This is a genomic window from Mycobacterium sp. 360MFTsu5.1 (genome assembly GCF_000383495.1).
Classification (GTDB): Bacteria; Actinomycetota; Actinomycetes; order Mycobacteriales; family Mycobacteriaceae; genus Mycobacterium; species Mycobacterium mucogenicum_B.
Genome location: NZ_KB911467.1, coordinates 241,815 through 262,340 on the forward strand (window position 1 = coordinate 241,815; position 20,526 = coordinate 262,340).

The window sequence follows — 20,526 nt, forward strand, 5'->3', positions numbered from 1 at the left end:
GTTATCCCGCTCACTGGACGGCGCACCCGCCCGGACCCCCTTGCGTGCGCCGTTCCGGCCGCCGGGCACCATCGAGGGATGACGGCCAACTTGCAAGGGATGACCGCGGTACTGCTGCCCGGCACGGGATCGGACGACGACTACATCCGCCGGGCCTTCGGCGGCGCACTCCTGGGCGCGGGTGCCGTGGTGATCGCCCCGCGGCCGTTGCCGGGCGACCTGATCGCCGGGTATCTCGAAGCGCTCGACGCCGCCGCACAGCACGGCCCCATCATCGTCGGCGGCGTGTCCCTGGGCGCCGCCGTCGCCACGAACTGGGCGCTCGAGCACCCCGACCAGTGCATCGCCGTCCTGGCCGCCCTGCCCGCCTGGACCGGCGAGTCCGACGGCGCACCCGCCGCCCAGGCCGCCCGCTACTCGGCACAGCAGCTGCGCGAGATCGGGCTCGACGCGGCCGTCGCCGGCATGCGCGCGGGCAGCCCCGCCTGGCTCGCCGACGAACTGACGCGGTCGTGGACGGCACAGTGGCCGGGCCTGCCGGATGCGATGGAAGAAGCAGCGGGTTATGGCGGGCCGACGCGCGAACAGCTCGCCGATCTGCAGGTGCCGATGGGTGTCGCCGGGGCGGTCGACGACGCCGTGCACCCCGTCGCGGTCGCCGCGGAATGGGCCGTGGCAGCCCCCAGGGCCGCGCTGCGGACCGTCACCCTCGATGCGATGGGCGAAGAGCCGACAGTGCTCGGCGACGCCTGTGTGGCCGCATTGCGGGAGGCCGTCAGCCTCCGGTGATGGTGCCCATCTGCTGGGTGCGCAGCTGCTGCATGGCCGAGCCCTGCTCGCTGCGACGGGCGTCCGGCTCCCCTTCGGGCTGCTGCCCGAACTGCTGCTGCAGCTGTTCGAGCGCCTGCTGAGCCTGCTCCATCTGCTGCTGCGCCATCTGCTGGGCGGCCGCGCGCAGCTGCTCCAGCAGCGGCTCGGACAGCTGCACCGGCAGCGGGCTGCGGACCGGCAGCGGCGTGTCACCACGACGAACCACGGTGTCCGCCAACGAGGTTCGCGCCTCGTCGGCGATGGCGTCGATGGTCTCCTCGGTGCCCACGACGACACAGCGCACCATCCACCGGTAGCCGTCGGTCCCGATGAAACGCATCACGACCTGCGGCTGGCCCGGCTGCGGCACCGGCAGGCCCACGACCTCGCGGCCCCACGGCCCGTCCTCGATGCGCGCCTCGGCGTTGTCGCCCCGAAGGGATTCGGCCAACTCGGCGGCGATCTCACGCCACAGTCCGCCGGTCTTGGGCGCGGCATACGCGGCCACGGAGAACCGGCCGTTGGGCGTCATGATCCAGACGGCGTTCGGCACACCCTGTTCATTGACCTCGACGTTGAGCTGCGAACCGTCGGGCACCGGGACGAGCACCCCGCCCAGGTCCAGGCGGGCCGCCTCGGCGTCGGCCGGGTCGTCGAAGTCCTCGATGTCGAACGGGCCGTCTTCTTCGGGGTTGAACTCGAATGCCATCACAAACTCGCATGTCCGCCGGAGGAACCGTGGCCGCCCGCGCCACGTGAGGTGTCAGCCAGCCCGGCCTCGTCGAACGACGTGACCTCGACCAGCTCGGGCAGCTCGACCCGCTGCACCAGCAGCTGAGCGATCCGGTCACCGCGTTTCACGATGATGGGCTCGCTGGGGTCGAGGTTGATGAGGGCCACCTTGATCTCGCCGCGGTACCCGGCGTCGACGGTCCCGGGCGCGTTCACGATCGAAAGACCAACGCGGATGGCCAATCCCGACCGCGGATGCACCAAACCGACCATGCCGTGCGGAACCGCGACGGCGATCCCCGTCGGCACCAGCTCGCGCTGACCGGGGGCCAGTTCGAGGTCGATCGCGCTGAACAGATCGACGCCGGCATCGCCGTCGTGAGCACGGGCCGGCATCGGCAGATCCCGGTCCAACCGAACTACCGCCAGAGAGGTGGACACGACCGCACAGACTACCCTTGGCCGCGTGTCAGACACGCGAGCAGCCACCCAAACCGTCCGCTATCGCGAGCGGTTGACGGTGCCTTTGTGGTGGTGGTTACCGGGTTTCGGGCTGGCGGCCCTGATCGCGCTGGAAGTGGTGCAAGGCGTGTCGGGCGTGCCGGCCTGGGCGCCGTTCGCCGTCCTGCTGCCGGTCGCCGCGGCGACGCTGGTGTGGATGGGGCGCATCGAGCTGCGCGTGGTGAGCACCGGAACCGGGCCGGACGCCGAGACCGAGCTGTGGGTGGGACCGGCACACATCCCGACGAGCGTCATCTCCCGGTCGGCCGAGGTGCCGCGCTCGGCGAAGTCGGCGGCGCTGGGACGCCAGCTGGACCCGGCCGCGTACGTCGTGCACCGGGCCTGGGTGGGTCCGCTGATCCTCGTGGTCCTCGACGACCCGGATGACCCCACGCCGTACTGGCTGGTGAGCACCCGTCATCCCGATCGGGTCCTGGCGGCATTGCAGGGCCGCTAGCGCGGCCCATAAGACGCCGAATGGCCGGTCCCCGCGCGGAAGCGCGAGAGACCGGCCACTGACGTCTGTGAATCCCTAGGCGGCGCAGTCGGTGCAGATCATCACGCCGTTCTTCTCGCTGGCGAGACGGCTGCGGTGTTGCACCAGGAAACAGCTCGAGCAGGTGAACTCATCGGCCTGCTTGGGCACCACGCGGACCGAGAGTTCCTCGCCCGACAGGTCAGCGCCCGGCAACTCGAAGTTCTCGGCCGAGTCGGTCTCGTCGACGTCGACGACGGCGGACTGTGCCTCGTTGCGCCGTGCTTTCAGCTCCTCCAGAGAGTCCTCGGAAACCTCGTCAGTCTCAGAACGCCGCGGGGCGTCGTAATCGGTAGCCATGGTCATCCCCTCCGTTACCTTGCAGCAGAGCTTTGTACCAGCGTCGAACGCTTCCGCCAAACGATTCGTGCCCGAAAAGCGCGCCGACTATATGTGATTTGCATCACAGACGCAAGAGGTGCTTGGTAATCATGCAGGGTGCGGTGCATCTACAGTGCTCATGTGGTCGCACAAATCACCGAGGGCACAGCCTTCGACAAACACGGTCGGCCGTTCCGCCGCCGCAACTACGTGCCCGCCGCGGTCCTGTTCGCGGTGCTGGCCGTGGCGACGCTGATCGCCTGGCTCGTCGTCGCGAACCAGCCCGCCGAAATCCACCAGGCGATCACCTGCAATCCCCCGCCCGCGCCGACCGATCCGAATCAGCCGAAGCTCGGCGACGAGGTGTCGCAGTCCTCGATGGTCAACGTCGTGCCGGCCAAACTCGCCGACACCAAGATCAAGGTGCTCAACGCCAGCGGCCAGGGCGGCCAGGCCAGCGAGGTCGCCGGTGAGCTGCGCGACCTCGGCTTCGGCCAGCCGGCGGCGAGCAATGACCCGGTGTACGCCAGCACCCGCATGGAATGCCAGGGCCAGATCCGGTTCGGCCCGGCCGGCAAGTCCGCGGCCGCCGCGCTGTGGCTCGTCGCGCCGTGCACCCAGCTGTTCCAGGACCAGCGCCCCGACGACTCCGTCGACCTCGCGATCGGCACCGAGTTCAACGAGCTCGCCCACAGCGACGACATCGAGGCCATGCTGGCCAGCCTGAAGCCCGACTCGACCCAGCCGGCCGACACCTCGCTGCTGCCGAAGATCCACAGCGCGACCTGCTAGCGGTACCCGACCCGCTCCAACTGCCCGGTCAGCGCCGCCGCCACGCCGGGTGCCGCAGCGATGACCAGGTCGTCGCCGTCCGCACCCGGTGCGGGCAGCCGCACCACCGCGCCCGCCTCTTCGGCGACGAGGGCCGCGGCCGCCCAATCCCACACGTGCACACCGGATTCGAAGTACGCGTCGAGCCGGCCGGCGGCGACCATGCACAGATCCAGCGCGCACGAGCCGACCCGGCGGATGTCCCGCACCTCGGCCAGCAGCTCGGCCACCGCGCCGGCCTGCTGCCGCCGCCGCTCCCGCGCGTAGGCGAACCCCGTCGCCACCAGCGCCATCGGGAGCTCGTCGATGACGTTGCAGCGCAAGGGCGTTGACACGCCATCGCGGGTCACCACGGCCCCGTGGCCGCGCGCGGCGGAGAACACCTCTCCGGTCGCCGCGTTGGCAACCGCCCCGGCCACGGACACGCCGTCGATCTGCACCCCGACCGACACCGCATAGGCGCCCAGCCCGTACATGAAGTTCACCGTGCCGTCGATGGGGTCGAGCACCCACACCGGCACGCCCGCGGGCGCCCGCGCCGCGCCGCCCTCCTCCTCGCCCAGGATCGCGTCGTCCGGCCGCAGGGCCGCCAGTCGCTCACGCAGCAGCCGCTCGGTCTCGGTGTCGACCACGGTCACCGGATCGGTCGGGCTGCTCTTGGTGCGCACCGCGCCGTCGTCCTGCTGCGGGCCGGCGAAAACCTCGCCGCGCCGCCGGCGGACGAACGCGGCGGCCTCGGTGGCCAACTGCTCGGCGAGCGCGCGCAGTGCGGCAGGTGCGGTGCCACTTTCGGGTTCGCGTGCTGTCATGACACCTATCGCAGCACACGCGGTTAGGGTGTGGGTCGCGCCCTCTTGCCCACCCCCTCCAAGGAGTGCAGATGACCGAGACGCCCACCGCCGCGACCGACGCCTCACAGCATCGAGCGCTGGGGATCGATGTCGGCGGCAGCGGCGTCAAAGGCGGCATCGTCGACCTCGACACCGGCCAGCTGATCGGCGAGCGCTTCCGGCTCCCCACCCCGCAGCCGGCCACGCCCGAAGCCGTGTCGGAAACCGTCGCCGCCGTCGTCCGCGAGTTCGGCTGGACCGGACCGCTGGGCGTCACGTATCCGGGCGTGGTGACCGAGGGCATCGTGCGAACCGCGGCCAACGTCGACAGCAGCTGGATCGGCACCAACGTGCGCGACATGTTCGCCTCGCGGCTGGACGGCCAGGACGTCACGGTGCTCAACGACGCGGACGCCGCGGGACTGGCCGAGGAGAAGTTCGGCGCGGGCCGCGAGGTGAACGGGCTGGTCGTGCTGCTGACGTTCGGGACGGGCATCGGCTCGGCGGTGATCTACGACGGGGTTCTGTTGCCCAACACCGAGTTCGGGCACATCGAGGTCGGCGGCAAGGAAGCCGAGCACCGGGCCGCGTCGTCGGTCAAGGAACGCAAGGACTGGTCCTACGAGCGCTGGACCGAGGAGGTCACCAAGGTGCTGGTGGCGGTCGAGAACGCCATCTGGCCGGACCTGTTCATCGTCGGCGGCGGCATCAGCAAGAAAGCCGACAAGTGGGTGCCGCTGCTGAAGAACCGCACTCCCGTGGTCGCCGCGACGCTGCAGAATTCGGCCGGCATCGTCGGTGCCGCGATGGCCGCCGACGGCGCCTTGCACCGCCATTAGCGACCCCTCAACGCTCCGAGACCGGCGCTGATACGGCTTCTGGCCACTATGTCGTTACAATGGTCAACGGCGGCCGCCTGAACGGATAGCGGTGAACATCCGATCGAAGATCGACGCCAATATTCGACAGCCGACGCTTTTCGGTGGCGCACGCCCACGCCACCGATGTACGAAAGACCGAAAGGGTGGCCGTGGTAGCGACCAAAGCCAGCGAGACAGCCGACGAGCCGGTGAAGCGCACCACCAAAGCCCCCGCGAAGAAGGCCGCCGCCAAGGCGCCCGCCAAGCGCGCTGCTAAGGCACCCGCGAAGAAGGCCGCCGCCAAGGCGCCCGCCAAGCGCGCGGCGAAGGCCGCGACCAAGCCTGAAGACGGGGGCGTCGCCGACGACGTGACCGACGTCGACGACCTCGCCGTCGAACCCGACGAGATCGACGTCGACGACGCCGACCTGGAACTCGACGACGACCTCGAGGCCGACGACGTCGCCGACGATGACGACGAGGACGACGCCGAAGAAGGCGAGTCCGAGGGCGAAGCCAACACCGAAGGCGCCAAGGCCGCGCCGAAGGCCGCCGACGGCGACGACGCCGACGACACCGCCGAGCCGTCCGAGAAGGACAAGGCCTCCGGCGACTTCGTCTGGGACGAGGAAGAGTCCGAGGCGCTGCGGCAGGCCCGTAAGGACGCCGAACTCACCGCTTCCGCCGACTCGGTGCGTGCCTACCTCAAGCAGATCGGCAAGGTCGCGCTGCTCAACGCCGAGGAGGAGGTCGAACTCGCCAAGCGCATCGAGGCCGGCCTCTATGCCACGCAGCTGATGTCCGAGCTGATGGAGAAGGGCGAGAAGCTGCCCGCCGCGCAGCGTCGCGACATGCAGTGGATCTGCCGCGACGGCGACCGCGCCAAGAACCACCTGCTGGAAGCCAACCTGCGCCTCGTGGTGTCGCTGGCCAAGCGCTACACCGGCCGCGGCATGGCGTTCCTGGACCTCATCCAGGAAGGCAACCTGGGCCTGATCCGCGCGGTCGAGAAGTTCGACTACACCAAGGGCTACAAGTTCTCGACGTACGCCACCTGGTGGATCCGTCAGGCCATCACCCGCGCCATGGCCGACCAGGCCCGCACCATCCGTATCCCGGTGCACATGGTCGAGGTCATCAACAAGCTCGGCCGCATCCAGCGTGAGCTGCTGCAGGACCTGGGTCGCGAACCCACGCCCGAAGAGCTGGCCAAGGAAATGGACATCACGCCGGAGAAGGTGCTCGAGATCCAGCAGTACGCGCGTGAGCCCATCTCGCTGGACCAGACCATCGGCGACGAGGGCGACAGCCAGCTCGGTGACTTCATCGAGGACAGCGAAGCCGTCGTGGCCGTGGACGCCGTGTCGTTCACGCTGCTGCAGGATCAGCTGCAGTCGGTGCTGGAGACCCTGTCCGAGCGCGAGGCCGGGGTCGTCCGGCTGCGCTTCGGCCTCACCGACGGCCAGCCGCGCACGCTGGACGAGATCGGCCAGGTCTACGGCGTCACCCGTGAGCGCATCCGCCAGATCGAGTCCAAGACCATGAGCAAGCTGCGGCACCCGTCGCGCTCGCAGGTCCTGCGCGACTACCTGGACTAGTCCCCCGGTTCAACGAAAACTGCCCCGAAACTCCGGTTTCGGGGCAGTTTTCGTTTGTCCGGCGAGTCAGCAGGGGACGCAGCGGTATCCGTTCCAGATCCAGCCCGCACCGCAGCCGTGGTCGCCGGTTTCACCGCGACAGTTCATCGGTTGCGCGACGACCGTCGGCTGTGGACTGAACGTCGTGGTGTCGGTGGAGCTTTGCGCCGCCTGCGCGACGGACGCGGGGCCGACGGGCGCGACCAGCAGCGCCGCAGCGGCAACAGCCAGGACAGTTTTGGTGTGCATGAAAGCCTCCGGCGTCGGGGTCGAATTGGATACGAACCGTCAAATTTTACGCTTGCGTCAGATTGCTGACCAGAGGTCAGGCTCCCCCACTGCCCGAAAACCTGAGGCGGGGAAAACCCTGCATATGAAAGGCTTTCGCGCATGCCAACCTCGGAGCATCCACTAGGCCAAGCGATGCTGGACGTCTCGTCCGAGTGCTTCGCGGCGATGGCTGACGTCCTCACCGCGCTCGGTGACGACCTCGCCAATCGCCGGCCCGACCTGCCCGGCGCGAACAGCTGCTATGCCATCGTCAACCACTGCATCGGGGTGGTCGACTACTGGGCGGGCTCTTTCATTGCCGGACAACGGATCCCGCGGGACCGCGACAGCGAGTTCACCGCCACCGGACGGGTCGACGAGCTGCTGACACGGCTGACGGCCCTGCAGCAGCGCTTCCCCGGCTGGGTCGAGGTGGCCGTCACCGAGGGCATCCGGGACCGCGAGCTGGCCGATGGGGTGCGCGGCGGCACCACGCGTGCCGCGGTGCTGGCCACCGCCAGCCCGGAGTGGACGCTACTGCACATCCTGCACGACATCGCGCAGCACGTCGGGCACCTGGAAATCACCCGAGACCTGCTGCTCTCCACGCGAACGGAGAGCTGACGCAAGTCGGCCCCCTGCTCCGCGGAGCAGGGGGCCGATCGCTCGACGGTAACCGTCAGTCGGTGCTGCCGGCGCCGGCGCCGGAGCCGGCGGTGGCGTGCGCCGTGGCAGTGTCGGCCTTGGCCGCTGCCTTCTTCTCCTCCGCCGCAGCCTTCTTGGCGTCGGCCTTGGCCTTGGCGGCCGCCTTCTGCTCTGCAGCCTTGGCCTTGGCCGCAGCCTTCTTGGCCTCCGCCGCAGCCTTCTTGGCCTCGGCTTTGGCCTTGGCTGCGTCGGCCTTGGTCTGACCGTCGACCTTGGCCTGATCGGCCTGGCCGTCGTCGGCCTTGGCGTTTGCATCAGCCTTGACGTCGTCGCCCTTGGCGGTATCGGCCTTGGCCTGGTCCGACTTGGGATCGGCAGCCTGCGTGTCACCGACCTTGGCCGGCGAGTCGCCCGCCTGAGCCACGGCCGGAGCCTTGGCCGCAACCGGAGCCGGAGCCGAGAAGGCAGCCGGCGAGACCACTGCGCCCGAAGCCGGGTCGGTGGTCTTGGCGCCTGCCGAAGCAGGAGCCGGCGGGTTCAGCTTCTTCTGCAGGTTGTCGATGGCCGTGGTGACCCCACCGATGACCTGGGCGTTGATGGCCCGCGCGAACTTGGTGGTCGAGAACAGCGCGTCGGCCGCAACGTGGTTGATCGCGGTCAGAATCTTGCCCACGTCACCGGTCTGGAACGCCGTGGCGACGTCCTGCACCACACCGCCGAGCTGACGGCTCAGCGTGCGGACCTGGGTCAGCACCTGCTCGATCGGGCCCTTCTGCATGCCGGCGATCTCGACGCCGTTCCAGTTCACCAGGTTCCAGCCGTCCTCGGGGTTGCCCTCGACGACGACGTAGTTGGTGTTGGACAACGGGTGCTGCGTGAACAGCATGATCTTCTGCTCGACGCTCAGATTCTTGGCATTCATCATCGTCCAGATCATGATGGTGCCGCCGTGCGAGAACACCGCTGCGTTGCGGTCGCCGTTGTCGTAGATCGTCTGCAACGCACCGTTGACCCGGTCCTCGAACTGATGGCCGTTGAGGCCCGTCGTGCTCCCCGGTGCGCTCGGGATGAACGCGTCCAGGTTCGGGGTGATCGGGTTGAAGCTGACGTTCGGCGGCGGGGTCACCGACAGACCCGCCCACGCCAGCGGCGCCGTCAGGTAGCCGAACAGCGCCGCCCGTTCCGGCGTGCCCTCGTACATGCCGGCTTCGATCTCCTGGATGCCCGGCAACACCGTGATCGGCAGGCCCAGGTACTGCGACATGGGTACAGCCGTCTGCTGCGTCCGGACCATCGTCGAGGCGTAGATGGCGTCGAAGTTCCGGTCGCCGAGCTTGGCCGCGATGTCCTTGGCCTGCTGCTGGCCGAGGTCGGTCAGCGTCGGCCCCGGCGTCGATGTGTCACCGAGCCCCGACAGGTTGCCGTATGACTGACCGTGCCGGATGAACGTGATCGTCATGTTCTCGGCCGCCCATGCCGGCAGCGCTGACATGACCAGAAGTGCGCCCGCCGTCAGTGCGACGCCGAGTCCCTTCAGCCCACGCGCGCGACGACGATGTCCCGCGCCTGAATTTGTGTGGTTAATGGTGTCCTCACTGTCTCGGGGGATATTTACCCGCGCGACAGTGCCAGTCCTGTAATGGTGATACAGGCCACAATCCCGGCCAGTGGACAGGTTTCGTCACAATTGACGAAACCTCGACGACGCAAATCGGCCCCCTTCCCGTAGGAGAAGGGGGCCGATCTGTTGTTACCCGACAGCGAACCGTCAGTCGGTGCTTCCAGCGCCCGCGCCGGCCGTGGCCTTCGCAGACTCTGCCTTGGCCTTCGCTTCGGCCTTCTTGGCCTCGGCGGCAGCCTTCTTGGCGTCAGCCTTGGCCTTGGCCTCGGCCTTCTTGGCCTCAGCGGCAGCCTTCTTCTCCTCGGCCTTGGCCTTGGCAGCGGCCTTCTTGGCCTCGGCCGCAGCCTTCTTGGCATCAGCCTTGGCCTTGGCGTCGTCGGCCTTGGTCTGGCCCTCGGCCTTGGCCGCGTCGGCATCGGACTTGGCCTCGTCAGCCTTGGCCTGCCCCTCGGCCTTGGCCGCGTCGGCATCGGACTTGGCCTCGTCAGCCTTGGCCTGGCCGTCAACCTTGTTGTCCGACGCCGGAGCGTCGGCAACCTTGGCCGGCGAGTCGCCTGCCTGCGCCGCGGCCGGAGCCTTGGCGGCAACCGGAGCCGAGAACGCCGCCGGCGAGACCGCAGCACCCGAGGCCGGGCCGGTGGTCTGCGTGCCCGCAGCCGGAGCCGGCGGAGCCAGCTTCTTCTGCAGGTTTTCGATGGCCGTGGTGACCCCGCCAATGACCTGGGCGTTGATGGCCCGCACGAACTTGGCCGTCGAGAACAGCGCGTCAGCGGCACCGTGGTTGATCGCGGTCAGGATCTTGCCCACGTCACCGGTCTGGAATGCCGTGGCAACGTCCTGCACCACCGAGTTGAGCTGACGAGACAGCGTGCGGACCTGGGTCAGCACGTTCTCGATCGGGCCCTTCTGCATGCCGGCGATCTTGACGCCGTTCCACTCGACCAGGTTCCAGCCGTCCTCGGGGTTGCCCTCGACGACGACAACGCCCGTGTTACCCAGCGGATGCTGGGTGAACAGCATGATCTTCTGCTCGGCGCTCAGGTTCTTGGCGTTCATCATCGTCCAGATCATGATGGTGCCGCCGTGCGAGAACACCGCTGCGTTGCGGTCGCCGTTGTCGTAGATCTTCTGCAACGCGCCGTTGACCCGGTCCTCGAACTGGTGACCGTTCAGACCGGTGGTCGGATCGGCCGCGGACGGGATGAACGCGTCCAGGTTCGGGTTGGTCGGGTTGAAGGCGATGTTCGGCGGTGGCGTCACGGTGATGCCCGCCCAGGCCAGCGGAGCAGTCAGGTAGCCGAAGATGCCTGCGCGCTCCGGGGTGCCTTCGTACTTGCCGGCTTCGATCTCCTGCAGACCTGGCAACACCTGGATCGGCAGACCCAGGTACTGCGACAACGGCGTCGCCGTCTGCTGCGTCCGAACCATCGTGGACGCGTAGATGGCGTCGAAGTTCCGGTCGCCGAGCTTGGCCGCGATGTCCTTGGCCTGCTGCTGGCCGTCCGGCGTCAGCACCGGGCCCGGCACCTGCGTGTCGATGTTGCCCGACGTGTTGCCGTACGACTGACCGTGCCGGATGAACGTGATGGTCATGTTCTCGGCCGCCCATGCCGGCAGTGCCGACATGACCAGAAGGGCACTCGCCGTCAGTGCGACGCCGATTCCCTTCAGTCCTCTTGCGCGACGGCGCTTGCCCGTCGCGTCTTCAGAATTCGTGTGGTTGATCATGTCCTCACCGTGTCGGGGATATTTACGCGCGCGATCGTGTCAATCCCCGACCGTGATTCGGGCCACATTCCCGATGAGTGGACAGATTTCTCATACTGTCGTTCATTTTCCGTTAACCAAGGGCATCGACTCCGAAATTTGCCGGAAGAACTGCAAAAACCCCCTCGGCGTCCGGCCGGTAGGGCACGGTGCGGGTCACCGCGCCGACGGGCAGTGCGCCGTACAAATGAGGGAAGAGCATCGAGGCCGGGTCCGTCGGCACCCCGGGTTCCCAGCGAACCGGTGAGCCCAGCAAATCCGGATCGCAGACCAGCAGGAGCAGGTCGGACTGCCCGCGGTAGAGCCGATTGGCCGGCAGGTGCACCTGTTCGGGAGCCGACAGGTGCACGAACCCGACCTCGTCGAGTGAGGGTGGTCTGAGCTCACCATCGAACTGAGCACGCGCCCAATCCGTTTCACTACATAGATGGACCAGGACTGCGGGCGCGGCGATCATGCGGTCAGCCTGCCGCGCCCGCAACTCCAGCGATAGGTGAGACACGACACACCCGTGAACACCCGGGGAACAACGCTGGAATCCAAATCGTCTGAGAGAGTAGAGATGTGTAACCGGCAAAGCGCCCAGGCGGCGACGAGCAGAAGGAGGAGCCATGAACGCAACTCTGACCGGCCCGACACTGACACGGGCCGACCGCTGTGACCGGTGCGGTGCTGCCGCCCGCGTTCGCGCAACCCTGCCTTCCGGCATGGAGCTCCTGTTCTGCCAGCATCACGCCAACGAACACGAATCCAAGTTGGTCGAACTGGCCGCCGTGTTGGTGGTCAGCACCGAGGACTGAGTGACCCGCCGGTCACCTCAAATACGGTCCTGATGGGGTCTCTTCGGTAATGCTGGTCTGGTCATGAACGACCAGACTTCTCCGATCAAGCCGACACGTCATCACGTGTTACGGGTAGTCCGTCGCGCACTGGCGAAAAGCTGGGACGACTCGATCTTCTCGGAGTCGGCGCAGGCGGCGTTCTGGTCGGCGTTGTCACTTCCGCCACTACTGCTCGGGATGTTGGGCAGCTTGGCGTACGTGGCACCGTTGTTCGGTCCCGAGACCCTTCCGATGATCCAGGAGCAGCTGATCGGGACGGCGAAGAACTTCTTCTCGCCGAACGTGATCAACGAGATCATCCAGCCGACCGTGCGCGATATCGCGGTCGGCGCCCGCGGCGAGGTGGTGTCCCTCGGGTTCGTCATCTCGCTGTGGGCGGGCTCATCGGCGATCTCGGCCTTCGTGGACGCGGTCGTCGAGGCACACGACCAGACACCGCTGCGCCATCCGGTGCGGCAGCGGTTCTACGCCCTCGGGCTGTACCTGGTGATGCTGCTGTTCGTGATCGCGACTGCTCCGGTGGCCGCCATCGGACCGATGAAGATCGCCCAGCACATCCCCCAGACCTGGTCCAACGCGATGAAGTACGGGTACTGGCCGGTGCTGCTGCTGGGCATCGTGTTGGCCGTGACGGTGCTCTACCGGGTGTCGCTGCCCAAGCCGCTGCCGACCCACCGGTTGCTGTTCGGCGCCGTCCTGGCCACGGTGGTCTTCGTGGTGGCGACGGTGGGACTGCGGTTCTACCTCACCTGGATCACCGAGACCGGCTACACGTACGGCGCCCTGGCGACGCCGATCGCGTTCCTGCTGTTCGCATTCGCGCTGGGCTTCGCGATCATGCTCGGCGCTGAACTCAACGCCGCGATCCAGGAGGAATGGCCGGCGCCGGACACCCATGCCCGACGCCTGCGCGAATGGCTCGAAGAAAAGGCCGAGACCCTCACGGGCGATCAGCCCGCCGAGCCGGCAGAGCCGCCGGCCTGACCGGCTGGACTACTTCTTCATCTGTTCGTAGATGCGCTTGCAATCGGGGCACACCGGCGAACCGGGCTTGGGTGACTTCGTCACCGGAAAGACCTCGCCGCACAGGGCGACGACATGAGTGCCCATGACAGCGCTCTCGGCGATCTTGTCCTTCTTGACGTAGTGGAAATGCTTAGGTCGGTCGTCGTCCGTACCGTCGTCGACCTGTTCATCGGAATCGGTGCGTTCGAGGGTGTCGGTCTGCATGCACTCATTGTGCACTCCACCCGAACCGGTCGCGGCGGCACTGAGTCAGATGTGGGACAGTAGAAGGATGAAACACGGCCAAGAGCTGAGTTTCGACGACGACGGTCGGCCGGTCCTCATCACTCGCGCAGCACCCGCCTACGAAGAGCAGCACCGCGCCCGCGTCCGCCGCTACCTGACCATCATGTCGTTCCGCGTGCCGGCGCTGTTGCTGGCAGCCCTCGCCTACAGCATCTGGCACAACGGCCTGATCTCGCTGGCGATCCTCATCGCATCCATTCCCCTGCCGTGGATCGCGGTACTCATCGCCAATGACCGCCCGCCGCGCTCCGCGCAGGAACCGCGCCGCTACGACGCGGTCCGCCGTGCGCCCATGTTCCCGACCGCCGAGCGGCCGGCGATCGAGGACCGGCACCCGGTCATCGACGGCGATATCGAGTCTTGACCTCTACCTGAGTTTCCTTCTTTCTCCTTTCTAAGGACATTCTCAGGTCGACCCGGGAAAACCGCTGGTCAGAGGCCATGAGTCGAGAGCGCCTCGGGAACTTCTCCTGCCGCTGCGGCGTTGAAGCAAGTGACAGTTCGAGCTGAGCACGAGCAGGAGGCCGCAAATGGCAAAAGCCACCACAAGCCGTATCGATTCCGATCTTGACGCCCAGAGTCCCGCCGCGGACCTGGTGCGCGTGTACCTGAACGGCATCGGTAAGACCGCTCTGCTCAACGCCGAGGACGAGGTGGAACTGGCCAAGCGCATCGAGGCCGGTCTGTACGCGGCTCACCTGCTGGAGACCAAGAAGCGACTCGGTGACAACCGCAAGCGTGACCTGGCCGCCATCGTCCGCGACGGCGAGGCCGCACGCCGGCATCTGCTCGAAGCCAACCTGCGCCTCGTGGTGTCGCTGGCCAAGCGCTACACCGGCCGCGGCATGCCGCTGCTGGACCTGATCCAGGAAGGCAACCTCGGCCTCATCCGCGCGATGGAGAAGTTCGACTACGCCAAGGGCTTCAAGTTCTCGACGTACGCCACCTGGTGGATTCGTCAGGCGATCACCCGCGGCATGGCCGACCAGAGCCGCACCATCCGGCTCCCCGTCCACCTGGTGGAGCAGGTCAACAAGCTCGCCCGCATCAAGCGCGAGATGCACCAGAGCCTGGGACGTGAGGCCACCGACGAAGAGCTCGCCGAAGAGTCGGGCATCCCGGTCGAGAAGATCAACGACCTGCTCGAGCACAGCCGCGACCCGGTGAGCCTGGACATGCCGGTCGGCACCGACGAGGAAGCCCCGCTCGGCGACTTCATCGAGGACTCCGAAGCGCTCTCCGCCGAGAACGCCGTCATCTCGGAGCTGCTGCACACCGACATCCGGCACGTGCTCGCCACCCTGGACGAGCGCGAGCAGCAGGTGATCCGCCTGCGGTTCGGCCTCGACGACGGTCAGCCCCGCACCCTGGACCAGATCGGCAAGCTGTTCGGCCTGTCCCGCGAGCGGGTCCGCCAGATCGAGCGCGAGGTCATGTCGAAGCTCCGCAACGGCGAGCGTGCCGAGCGCCTGCGGGCCTACGCGAGCTGATCGCCGCCACCCACAACTGCACACCCTGGTGCCCGCCGGAATACCCGGCGGGCACCGTTTTTTCCGGCCGGTCTGCCCGCCGTCGCCCGCCGGAGGAATCACAGCGTCGATCGGCCGTGGTGGATGCCTGTTGACCCGGCCAAACCGGTAAGCTGGGCACCGGCGGAGGCCTGGAGGAATTTGGCATGAACGATCTGATCGATACGACCGAGATGTACCTGCGGACGATCTACGACCTCGAAGAAGAGGGCGTGGTGCCGCTGCGTGCGCGCATTGCCGAACGACTCGAGCAGAGCGGCCCCACCGTCAGCCAGACGGTGTCGCGCATGGAGCGCGACGGGCTGCTGCACGTCGCCGGTGATCGCCACCTGGAACTGACCGACAAGGGCCGCGCGCTGGCGGTGTCGGTGATGCGCAAGCACCGGCTTGCCGAGCGCCTGCTGGTCGATGTGATCGGCCTGCCGTGGGAGGAAGTCCACGCCGAGGCGTGCCGCTGGGAACACGTGATGAGCGAGGACGTCGAACGCCGACTGGTCCAGGTGCTCGACAACCCGACCACGTCCCCGTTCGGTAACCCGATCCCCGGCCTCGCCGAACTCGGCGTCAGCTCGGCCGGCGACACCGACGTCAGCCTCGTCCGGCTCACCGAGCTGCCCACCGGATTCCCGGTCGCGGTCCGGGTGCGCCAGCTGACCGAACACGTCCAGGGCGACACCGAGCTGATCGCCCGGCTCAAGGACGCCGGCGTCGTGCCGAACGCGCGTGTCACGGTGCAGGCCACCGACCAGGGCAGCGTCCTGATCGTCATCCCCGGCCACGAACAGGTCGAGTTGCCGCATCACATGGCGCACGCCGTCCGCGTCGAGAAGGTCTGACCGGGGCCCACGAGGCTCACGCCGACCTGCCGAAGATGCGGCGTGGCGGCATCTGCACGCCGAGACGCTCGGCCAGCTTGTAGCCCGTCAGCGCCAACTCGCGAATCCGGTCCGGCCTCATGCCGGATTGCAGCGCGGCATCGAGCATGCCCGCCATCCGGTGCCCGCTGTCGACGTCCAGCGCGGCCTGCAATGCCACCCCGGCGAGCGGTCCGTCGCCACGGGCATACGCGCTGAACGCGAGCAACACCAACGCCTCCACCCGCCACGGCGCGGGCAGGGTGCGGGTCAGCGAGGCCCACACCGACTCGGCCGCGGCCGCGCGCTCACCGAGCGCCAAGGCGTACAGCGTGTCCCGCACCCGCGAATCCGTCACCGCACACGCCAGGCGCACCGCGTCGTCGTCGGGTAAGGGCGAGCCGTCCGGGGACCCGGTCGCACACGCCACCGCGTGCTCGACGTCGGCGCGCGCCTCGGCGTCGGGGCGGCCACGGTAATCCACTGCGGCAGCACGCTTTTCGATCGCCGGCCGCAACGCTTCGGCACGCCGGGCGTCGGTGACGGCGACGACCTCGACGAGGTCCGCGCGCCGGGCGTAGAGACGCCGGCCGTCGAGCACCGCGGCCATGGTGACGGGCGACGATTCGGGGTCCTCGACAACGCCGGCGTTCCCGCAGCCGTCGGCGCACTGCCACCGGCCACCAGCCGCCACCCGGTCGACGACGTGCACCGCGAACAGCTCGATGCCGTGGTCGGCCAGCGCCTCCTCGAGTTCGTCGCTGACGTCGCGGTACATGTCCGCGCACATCGGGCAGTCGACGCCGTGTTCGTCGACGATCACCCCGATGGCCGCGTCCGCATCCGCCGCGGCGGCCATGTCCGCGAGATGGCCGAGGGCGTCGGGCAAGGCCTCGAAGAATCCTTCCGAGAGGTCCACGCGCAGGACCGCGCCCATCTCGCCGCCGATGATGGTGACGAGGACCAGTGACTTCTCCGGCGCGAACCCCAGGACCGCGGGGACTGCCGCGATCAGAGCGCCGGGCCGGTTCAGTTGGAAATCGAATGAGCTGAAAGTTGTCATGGCCTGAAGGTGGCAGCACGGTCCGTCAGGAATCGGCGGCCGACGCGGTGGGCGGGCGGGTCTGTGGATGAACTCGGATCTGTGGATAACGGGCCCCACTCGAGGTGTTTCCGCAAAGTTCGCCGGTGATCGGGCTGCATGATCACCCGCGCCGTGCCAACCTGGCTGTCATGGGTTCCACGCAGGAGTTCGACCTCGTCGTCATCGGATCCGGCCCCGGTGGGCAGAAGGCCGCGATCGCCGCCGCCAAGCTGGGAAAATCCGTCGCGGTCATCGAGCGTGGACGCATGCTCGGCGGCGTCTGCGTGAACACCGGGACCATCCCGTCCAAGACGTTGCGTGAGGCGGTCGTCTACCTCACGGGGATGAGCCAGCGCGAACTGTACGGCTCCAGTTACCGGGTGAAGGAACGGATCACCCCTGCCGATCTGCTGCGCCGCACCACGCACGTCATCGGCCGGGAACAGGACGTGGTCCGTAACCAGCTCCTGCGCAACGGGGTCGAGCTGTTCGAAGGGCACGGCCGCTTCCTCGACCCGCACACCCTGGTCATCGAGGACCCCACCCGCGACGAGAACGTCAACATCCGCGCGCGGTATGTCGTCATCGCCACCGGTACCAAGCCCGTGCGGCCGGCCGGGGTGAAGTTCGACGAAGAACGTGTCCTGGACTCCGACGGGATCCTGGACCTCAAGAGTCTGCCGCAGTCGATGGTGGTGGTCGGCGCGGGCGTCATCGGTATCGAGTACGCGTCCATGTTCGCCGCACTCGGCACCAAGGTGACCGTGATCGAGAAGCGCCCGACGATGCTGGACTTCTGCGATTCCGAGATCATCGAGTCCCTCAAATTCCACCTGCGCGACCTCGCGGTGACGTTCCGCTTCGGCGAAGAGGTGACCGCGGTGGACGTGGGTCCCGCCGGAACCTTGACCACGCTCGCCAGCGGCAAGCAGATCCCCGCCGAGACGGTGATGTACTCGGCCGGCCGGCAGGGGCAGACCGAGCACCTCGACGTCGCCCAGGCCGGCCTCGAGATCGACAGTCGCGGAAGGATTTTCGTCGACGACAACTACCAGACCAAGGTCGACCACATCTACGCCGTCGGCGACGTCATCGGCTTCCCGGCACTGGCCGCGACCTCGATGGACCAGGGCCGGCTGGCGGCGTACCACGCCTTCGGCGAGCCCTGTAAGGGCATGACCGACCTGCAGCCGATCGGCATCTACTCGATTCCCGAGGTGTCGTACGTCGGCGCCACCGAAGTCGATCTCACCGACAGCGCGGTTCCGTACGAGGTCGGGGTGTCGCGCTACCGGGAACTGGCCCGCGGACAGATCGCCGGCGACTCATACGGGATGCTCAAACTCCTGGTGTCCACCGAGGACCTCACGCTGCTCGGCGTGCACATCTTCGGCTCCAACGCCACCGAACTCGTCCACATCGGCCAGGCTGTGATGGGCTGCGGCGGGACCGTCGAGTACCTGGTCGACGCCGTCTTCAACTACCCGACCTTCTCCGAGGCCTACAAGGTCGCCGCGCTCGACGTGATGAACAAGCTGCGGGCGCTGAACCAGTTCAAGGTCTAGCTGCTGCAGCCGTCGTCGGGGGCGCCCGTTGCACGGTCGGCGGGTCCGCCCTCCTGGGCCCGCTGATAGAGCACCTGGATCTGCACATCGAAGGGCGACGAGTACGACAGGTCGTTGCCGCTGCAGCCACCGCCCTGCAAGCCGCCGACCACTCCCCTGACCTCGGCCGCAGACACCCACGGCGAGCCGCTGGTGCCGTCCACCAATCCCGGGCAGCGCAGCGCCGGGAACCCGCGGTCGGGGCGTGACGTCGGCCCGCTACAGCTGACCTGGCCCCCGCCGTCGCCCAGCGGGTATCCCGTCACCGTGATCGGAACATCCGGGCCCGGCGCGGTGCCGAGCACGAAGCCGCCGCCGGCGCGATGTTCCAGCGTCTCGGTCGTGGCCGCGCCGCCGTGGCTCACCCGGGCGATCGCGAAGTCGGCGGCCGGGTCCTGGCCATGCACCCAGCGCGGATCCAGGTAGACCGCGTCGATGTGCCAGAAGTCGCCGGGGACACCGCCGCGGTAACCGGGCGCGAATGTCGCGTCGAACGACGCATCCAGGCAGTGTGCGGCCGTGATGATCAGATTCCCGGCCAGCGAATCGAGCACCGCGCCACTGCAGGTGTGCACCGAATCGCTGCCCAGGAACACCGCTCCGACGCGCGGATCGGGACGGGGCCCCGGGACCGCTGCCGCACCCGCGGCGAACGTGCCGGCGTCGCCACCACGGGGATCGGCCTTGATCGTGGGCGGGCTGCACGCAGTGGCCAGCAGCGCGACGCACGCGCTCACGGCCAATCGGGTGCCCAGCATCTGTCCGATCTTGCCCGATACCAACTGCACGAGCAGCACCTGGTGCACCATGCGTACTGCGGCCCGACACCGGGAACAACACAAGAATGCGCGACACTTGTAAGAGACACATCCGGCGAGGTGTGGCACGCAGGACGGCAAGGAGTGTGAAGGTGAGCGAGCACGACGGGAACGCGCCCGACGCGAGCGGCCAGCGGCCCGACGACAGCCGGGGCCAGCAGTATCAGCCCGAGCAGAGCGGCATGTACGAGCTGGAGTTCCCCGCGCCCCAGCTGTCGGCCGCCGACGGCCGCGGACCGGTGATGGTGCACGCCCTCGAAGGCTTCTCCGATGCCGGCCACGCCATCCGCCTGGCCGCCGAGCACCTGAAAAACACGCTGGACACCGAACTGGTCGCGTCGTTCGCCATCGACGAACTGCTCGATTACCGGTCGCGCCGGCCGCTGATGACGTTCACGACCGATCACTTCACCAAGTACGACGATCCCGAGCTGAACCTGTACGCGCTGCACGACACCGCCGGGACGCCGTTCTTGCTGCTGGCCGGCATGGAGCCGGACCTGCGCTGGGAACGTTTCATCACCGCGGTGCGGCTGCTCTCCGAGCGGCTCGGGGTCCGGCAGGTCATCGGGCTGGGTGCCATCCCGATGGCGGTCCCGCACACCCGCCCCGTCACCATGACCGCACACGCCGGCAACAAGGAACTGATCGCCGATCACACGCCGTGGGTGGGCGAGGTGCAGGTTCCGGCCAGTGTGTCGAACCTGTTGGAGTACAGGCTGATTCAGCACGGCCACGAAGCCCTGGGCTTCACCGTGCACGTGCCGCACTACCTGGCGCAGACCGCGTATCCGCCCGCCGCGGAGGCGTTGCTGGGTGAGGTCTCCCGGATCGCGTCGCTGCAGATTCCGCTGCACGAGCTGTCCGAGGCGGGCGCCGAGGTGTACACCAAGATCAGCGAGCAGGTGGAGGCCAGCGCCGAAGTCGCTCAAGTGGTCAGTGCACTGGAACAACAGTACGATTCGTTCGTCGCTGCTCAGGAAAATCGGTCGTTGCTGGCACGTGACGAGGAACTACCCAGCGGCGACGAGCTCGGCGCACAGTTCGAGCAGTTCCTCGCCGAACAGTCCGGCGATGGGTTCTCCGATCCCCAGGCCGGCGACGACGGCACTGTCGGCGACTGA

Annotated in this window: 24 protein-coding genes; 13 read left to right on the plus strand and 11 right to left on the minus strand. The window is 67.9% G+C overall.

The annotated features are described in order from the left end of the window. Positions 1-78: 78 nt before the first annotated feature. On the plus strand, positions 79-789 hold the full coding sequence (locus tag H289_RS0116080) for an alpha/beta fold hydrolase (RefSeq protein ID WP_020101830.1): 711 nt from the start codon (positions 79-81) through the stop codon (positions 787-789). Here the strand turns inward: H289_RS0116080 and H289_RS0116085 are convergent. Both H289_RS0116085 and dut read right to left on the minus strand, forming a co-directional pair. Then, a complete protein-coding gene (locus H289_RS0116085) occupies positions 776-1,519 on the minus strand; it encodes a DUF3710 domain-containing protein (RefSeq protein ID WP_020101831.1) in 744 nt (247 codons plus the stop codon). The two genes, H289_RS0116080 and H289_RS0116085, sit on opposite strands and share 14 nt — an antisense overlap. After that, positions 1,519-1,983, minus strand: a complete 465-nt coding sequence (gene dut, locus H289_RS0116090) for a dUTP diphosphatase (RefSeq protein ID WP_029105316.1) — start codon at positions 1,981-1,983, stop codon at positions 1,519-1,521. Before dut ends, H289_RS0116085 begins: the two co-directional genes overlap by 1 nt. Before the next feature lie 25 nt (positions 1,984-2,008). Between dut and H289_RS0116095 the strand changes: the two genes are divergently transcribed. Further along, positions 2,009-2,500: a DUF3093 domain-containing protein gene (locus H289_RS0116095; protein ID WP_029105317.1), complete on the plus strand. Its 492-nt coding sequence runs from the start codon at positions 2,009-2,011 to the stop codon at positions 2,498-2,500. Positions 2,501-2,575: 75 nt separating this feature from the next. On the opposite strand, the gene H289_RS0116100 is transcribed toward H289_RS0116095, so the two are convergent. Beyond that, positions 2,576-2,878: a DUF4193 domain-containing protein gene (locus H289_RS0116100; protein ID WP_029105318.1), complete on the minus strand. Its 303-nt coding sequence runs from the start codon at positions 2,876-2,878 to the stop codon at positions 2,576-2,578. A 162-nt stretch (positions 2,879-3,040) separates the two neighbouring features. Between H289_RS0116100 and cei the strand changes: the two genes are divergently transcribed. Further along, on the plus strand, positions 3,041-3,691 hold the full coding sequence (gene cei / locus H289_RS0116105) for an envelope integrity protein Cei (protein ID WP_020101835.1): 651 nt from the start codon (positions 3,041-3,043) through the stop codon (positions 3,689-3,691). Here the strand turns inward: cei and H289_RS0116110 are convergent. Further along, entirely contained in the window at positions 3,688-4,539 is an 852-nt protein-coding gene (locus H289_RS0116110) for an inositol monophosphatase family protein (protein ID WP_020101836.1), read from the minus strand. The two genes, cei and H289_RS0116110, sit on opposite strands and share 4 nt — an antisense overlap. Positions 4,540-4,610: 71 nt before the next feature. Here H289_RS0116110 and ppgK point away from each other — a divergent pair, with 71 nt between their 5' ends. Both ppgK and H289_RS0116120 read left to right on the plus strand, forming a co-directional pair. Beyond that, a complete protein-coding gene (ppgK, locus tag H289_RS0116115; protein ID WP_020101837.1) occupies positions 4,611-5,399 on the plus strand; it encodes a polyphosphate--glucose phosphotransferase in 789 nt (262 codons plus the stop codon). A 191-nt stretch (positions 5,400-5,590) separates the two neighbouring features. After that, on the plus strand, positions 5,591-7,018 hold the full coding sequence (locus tag H289_RS0116120) for an RNA polymerase sigma factor (protein WP_029105319.1): 1,428 nt from the start codon (positions 5,591-5,593) through the stop codon (positions 7,016-7,018). 66 nt (positions 7,019-7,084) lie between these two features. Here the strand turns inward: H289_RS0116120 and H289_RS0116125 are convergent, their stop codons facing one another. Continuing rightward, positions 7,085-7,306, minus strand: a complete 222-nt coding sequence (locus H289_RS0116125; protein ID WP_020101839.1) for a hypothetical protein — start codon at positions 7,304-7,306, stop codon at positions 7,085-7,087. A 141-nt stretch (positions 7,307-7,447) separates the two neighbouring features. Between H289_RS0116125 and H289_RS0116130 the strand changes: the two genes are divergently transcribed. Further along, the gene (locus H289_RS0116130) at positions 7,448-7,951 is read left to right on the plus strand and encodes a mycothiol transferase (RefSeq protein ID WP_029105320.1); all 504 of its coding nucleotides are present in this window, start codon (positions 7,448-7,450) and stop codon (positions 7,949-7,951) included. 55 nt (positions 7,952-8,006) lie between these two features. On the opposite strand, the gene H289_RS32470 is transcribed toward H289_RS0116130, so the two are convergent. The 3 genes from H289_RS32470 to H289_RS0116150 form a co-directional block, all read right to left on the minus strand. Further along, a complete protein-coding gene (locus H289_RS32470) occupies positions 8,007-9,464 on the minus strand; it encodes a histidine phosphatase family protein (RefSeq protein ID WP_020101841.1) in 1,458 nt (485 codons plus the stop codon). Positions 9,465-9,740: 276 nt separating this feature from the next. Beyond that, positions 9,741-11,321 (minus strand): histidine phosphatase family protein, encoded by a 1,581-nt coding sequence (locus H289_RS32475; RefSeq protein ID WP_020101842.1) that lies wholly within the window; start codon positions 11,319-11,321, stop codon positions 9,741-9,743. A 112-nt stretch (positions 11,322-11,433) separates the two neighbouring features. Further along, the gene (locus H289_RS0116150; RefSeq protein WP_020101843.1) at positions 11,434-11,817 is read right to left on the minus strand and encodes a DUF952 domain-containing protein; all 384 of its coding nucleotides are present in this window, start codon (positions 11,815-11,817) and stop codon (positions 11,434-11,436) included. A 154-nt stretch (positions 11,818-11,971) separates the two neighbouring features. Here H289_RS0116150 and H289_RS0116155 point away from each other — a divergent pair, with 154 nt between their 5' ends. Together H289_RS0116155 and H289_RS0116160 are read left to right on the plus strand one after the other, a co-directional pair. Then, positions 11,972-12,160: a DUF7455 domain-containing protein gene (locus H289_RS0116155; RefSeq protein ID WP_029105321.1), complete on the plus strand. Its 189-nt coding sequence runs from the start codon at positions 11,972-11,974 to the stop codon at positions 12,158-12,160. A 63-nt stretch (positions 12,161-12,223) separates the two neighbouring features. Beyond that, entirely contained in the window at positions 12,224-13,186 is a 963-nt protein-coding gene (locus tag H289_RS0116160) for a YihY/virulence factor BrkB family protein (RefSeq protein WP_020101845.1), read from the plus strand. Positions 13,187-13,195: 9 nt separating this feature from the next. On the opposite strand, the gene H289_RS0116165 is transcribed toward H289_RS0116160, so the two are convergent. Next, positions 13,196-13,432, minus strand: a complete 237-nt coding sequence (locus H289_RS0116165; protein WP_029105322.1) for a DUF3039 domain-containing protein — start codon at positions 13,430-13,432, stop codon at positions 13,196-13,198. Between the two features lie 49 nt (positions 13,433-13,481). Here H289_RS0116165 and H289_RS30660 point away from each other — a divergent pair, with 49 nt between their 5' ends. The 3 genes from H289_RS30660 to H289_RS0116180 all read left to right on the plus strand — a co-directional run bounded on the left by H289_RS30660 (position 13,482) and on the right by H289_RS0116180 (position 15,878). Then, a complete protein-coding gene (locus H289_RS30660) occupies positions 13,482-13,877 on the plus strand; it encodes a DUF3099 domain-containing protein (RefSeq protein WP_051128515.1) in 396 nt (131 codons plus the stop codon). A gap of 166 nt (positions 13,878-14,043) precedes the next feature. Then, positions 14,044-15,003 (plus strand): sigma-70 family RNA polymerase sigma factor, encoded by a 960-nt coding sequence (locus tag H289_RS0116175; protein ID WP_020101848.1) that lies wholly within the window; start codon positions 14,044-14,046, stop codon positions 15,001-15,003. Between the two features lie 185 nt (positions 15,004-15,188). Next, positions 15,189-15,878 (plus strand): iron-dependent transcriptional repressor DtxR, encoded by a 690-nt coding sequence (locus tag H289_RS0116180; protein WP_020101849.1) that lies wholly within the window; start codon positions 15,189-15,191, stop codon positions 15,876-15,878. A 16-nt stretch (positions 15,879-15,894) separates the two neighbouring features. Here the strand turns inward: H289_RS0116180 and H289_RS0116185 are convergent, their stop codons facing one another. After that, positions 15,895-16,959: a DUF4192 domain-containing protein gene (locus tag H289_RS0116185; protein ID WP_020101850.1), complete on the minus strand. Its 1,065-nt coding sequence runs from the start codon at positions 16,957-16,959 to the stop codon at positions 15,895-15,897. A gap of 170 nt (positions 16,960-17,129) precedes the next feature. Here H289_RS0116185 and sthA point away from each other — a divergent pair, with 170 nt between their 5' ends. Beyond that, positions 17,130-18,545 (plus strand): Si-specific NAD(P)(+) transhydrogenase, encoded by a 1,416-nt coding sequence (gene sthA / locus H289_RS0116190; RefSeq protein ID WP_029105323.1) that lies wholly within the window; start codon positions 17,130-17,132, stop codon positions 18,543-18,545. Here sthA and H289_RS0116195 read toward each other — a convergent pair. After that, positions 18,542-19,393, minus strand: a complete 852-nt coding sequence (locus tag H289_RS0116195; protein ID WP_020101852.1) for a trypsin-like serine peptidase — start codon at positions 19,391-19,393, stop codon at positions 18,542-18,544. The genes sthA and H289_RS0116195 overlap by 4 nt on opposite strands. A gap of 191 nt (positions 19,394-19,584) precedes the next feature. Between H289_RS0116195 and H289_RS0116200 the strand changes: the two genes are divergently transcribed. Further along, positions 19,585-20,526, plus strand: coding sequence for a proteasome assembly chaperone family protein (locus H289_RS0116200; RefSeq protein ID WP_051128516.1), 942 nt, complete (start codon positions 19,585-19,587; stop codon positions 20,524-20,526).

Bases quoted from the DNA above. Each gene is read 5' to 3' on its own strand.
- H289_RS0116165 (WP_029105322.1), bottom strand. From the start codon at position 13,432: ATGCAGACCGACACCCTCGAACGCACCGATTCCGATGAACAGGTCGAC.
- H289_RS0116100 (WP_029105318.1), bottom strand. From the start codon at position 2,878: ATGGCTACCGATTACGACGCCCCGCGGCGTTCTGAGACTGACGAGGTT.
- sthA (WP_029105323.1), top strand. From the start codon at position 17,130: ATGGGTTCCACGCAGGAGTTCGACCTCGTCGTCATCGGATCCGGCCCC.
- H289_RS0116180 (WP_020101849.1), top strand. From the start codon at position 15,189: ATGAACGATCTGATCGATACGACCGAGATGTACCTGCGGACGATCTAC.
- H289_RS0116085 (WP_020101831.1), bottom strand. From the start codon at position 1,519: ATGGCATTCGAGTTCAACCCCGAAGAAGACGGCCCGTTCGACATCGAG.
- H289_RS0116175 (WP_020101848.1), top strand. From the start codon at position 14,044: ATGGCAAAAGCCACCACAAGCCGTATCGATTCCGATCTTGACGCCCAG.
- H289_RS0116185 (WP_020101850.1), bottom strand. From the start codon at position 16,959: ATGACAACTTTCAGCTCATTCGATTTCCAACTGAACCGGCCCGGCGCT.
- H289_RS30660 (WP_051128515.1), top strand. From the start codon at position 13,482: ATGTGGGACAGTAGAAGGATGAAACACGGCCAAGAGCTGAGTTTCGAC.
- H289_RS32475 (WP_020101842.1), bottom strand. From the start codon at position 11,321: ATGATCAACCACACGAATTCTGAAGACGCGACGGGCAAGCGCCGTCGC.
- H289_RS0116080 (WP_020101830.1), top strand. From the start codon at position 79: ATGACGGCCAACTTGCAAGGGATGACCGCGGTACTGCTGCCCGGCACG.
- H289_RS0116195 (WP_020101852.1), bottom strand. From the start codon at position 19,393: ATGGTGCACCAGGTGCTGCTCGTGCAGTTGGTATCGGGCAAGATCGGA.
- H289_RS0116160 (WP_020101845.1), top strand. From the start codon at position 12,224: ATGAACGACCAGACTTCTCCGATCAAGCCGACACGTCATCACGTGTTA.
- H289_RS0116110 (WP_020101836.1), bottom strand. From the start codon at position 4,539: ATGACAGCACGCGAACCCGAAAGTGGCACCGCACCTGCCGCACTGCGC.
- H289_RS32470 (WP_020101841.1), bottom strand. From the start codon at position 9,464: ATGTCAGCGCTGCCGGCATGGGCGGCCGAGAACATGACGATCACGTTC.
- H289_RS0116130 (WP_029105320.1), top strand. From the start codon at position 7,448: ATGCCAACCTCGGAGCATCCACTAGGCCAAGCGATGCTGGACGTCTCG.
- H289_RS0116155 (WP_029105321.1), top strand. From the start codon at position 11,972: ATGAACGCAACTCTGACCGGCCCGACACTGACACGGGCCGACCGCTGT.
- H289_RS0116200 (WP_051128516.1), top strand. From the start codon at position 19,585: ATGTACGAGCTGGAGTTCCCCGCGCCCCAGCTGTCGGCCGCCGACGGC.
- H289_RS0116150 (WP_020101843.1), bottom strand. From the start codon at position 11,817: ATGATCGCCGCGCCCGCAGTCCTGGTCCATCTATGTAGTGAAACGGAT.
- ppgK (WP_020101837.1), top strand. From the start codon at position 4,611: ATGACCGAGACGCCCACCGCCGCGACCGACGCCTCACAGCATCGAGCG.
- H289_RS0116125 (WP_020101839.1), bottom strand. From the start codon at position 7,306: ATGCACACCAAAACTGTCCTGGCTGTTGCCGCTGCGGCGCTGCTGGTC.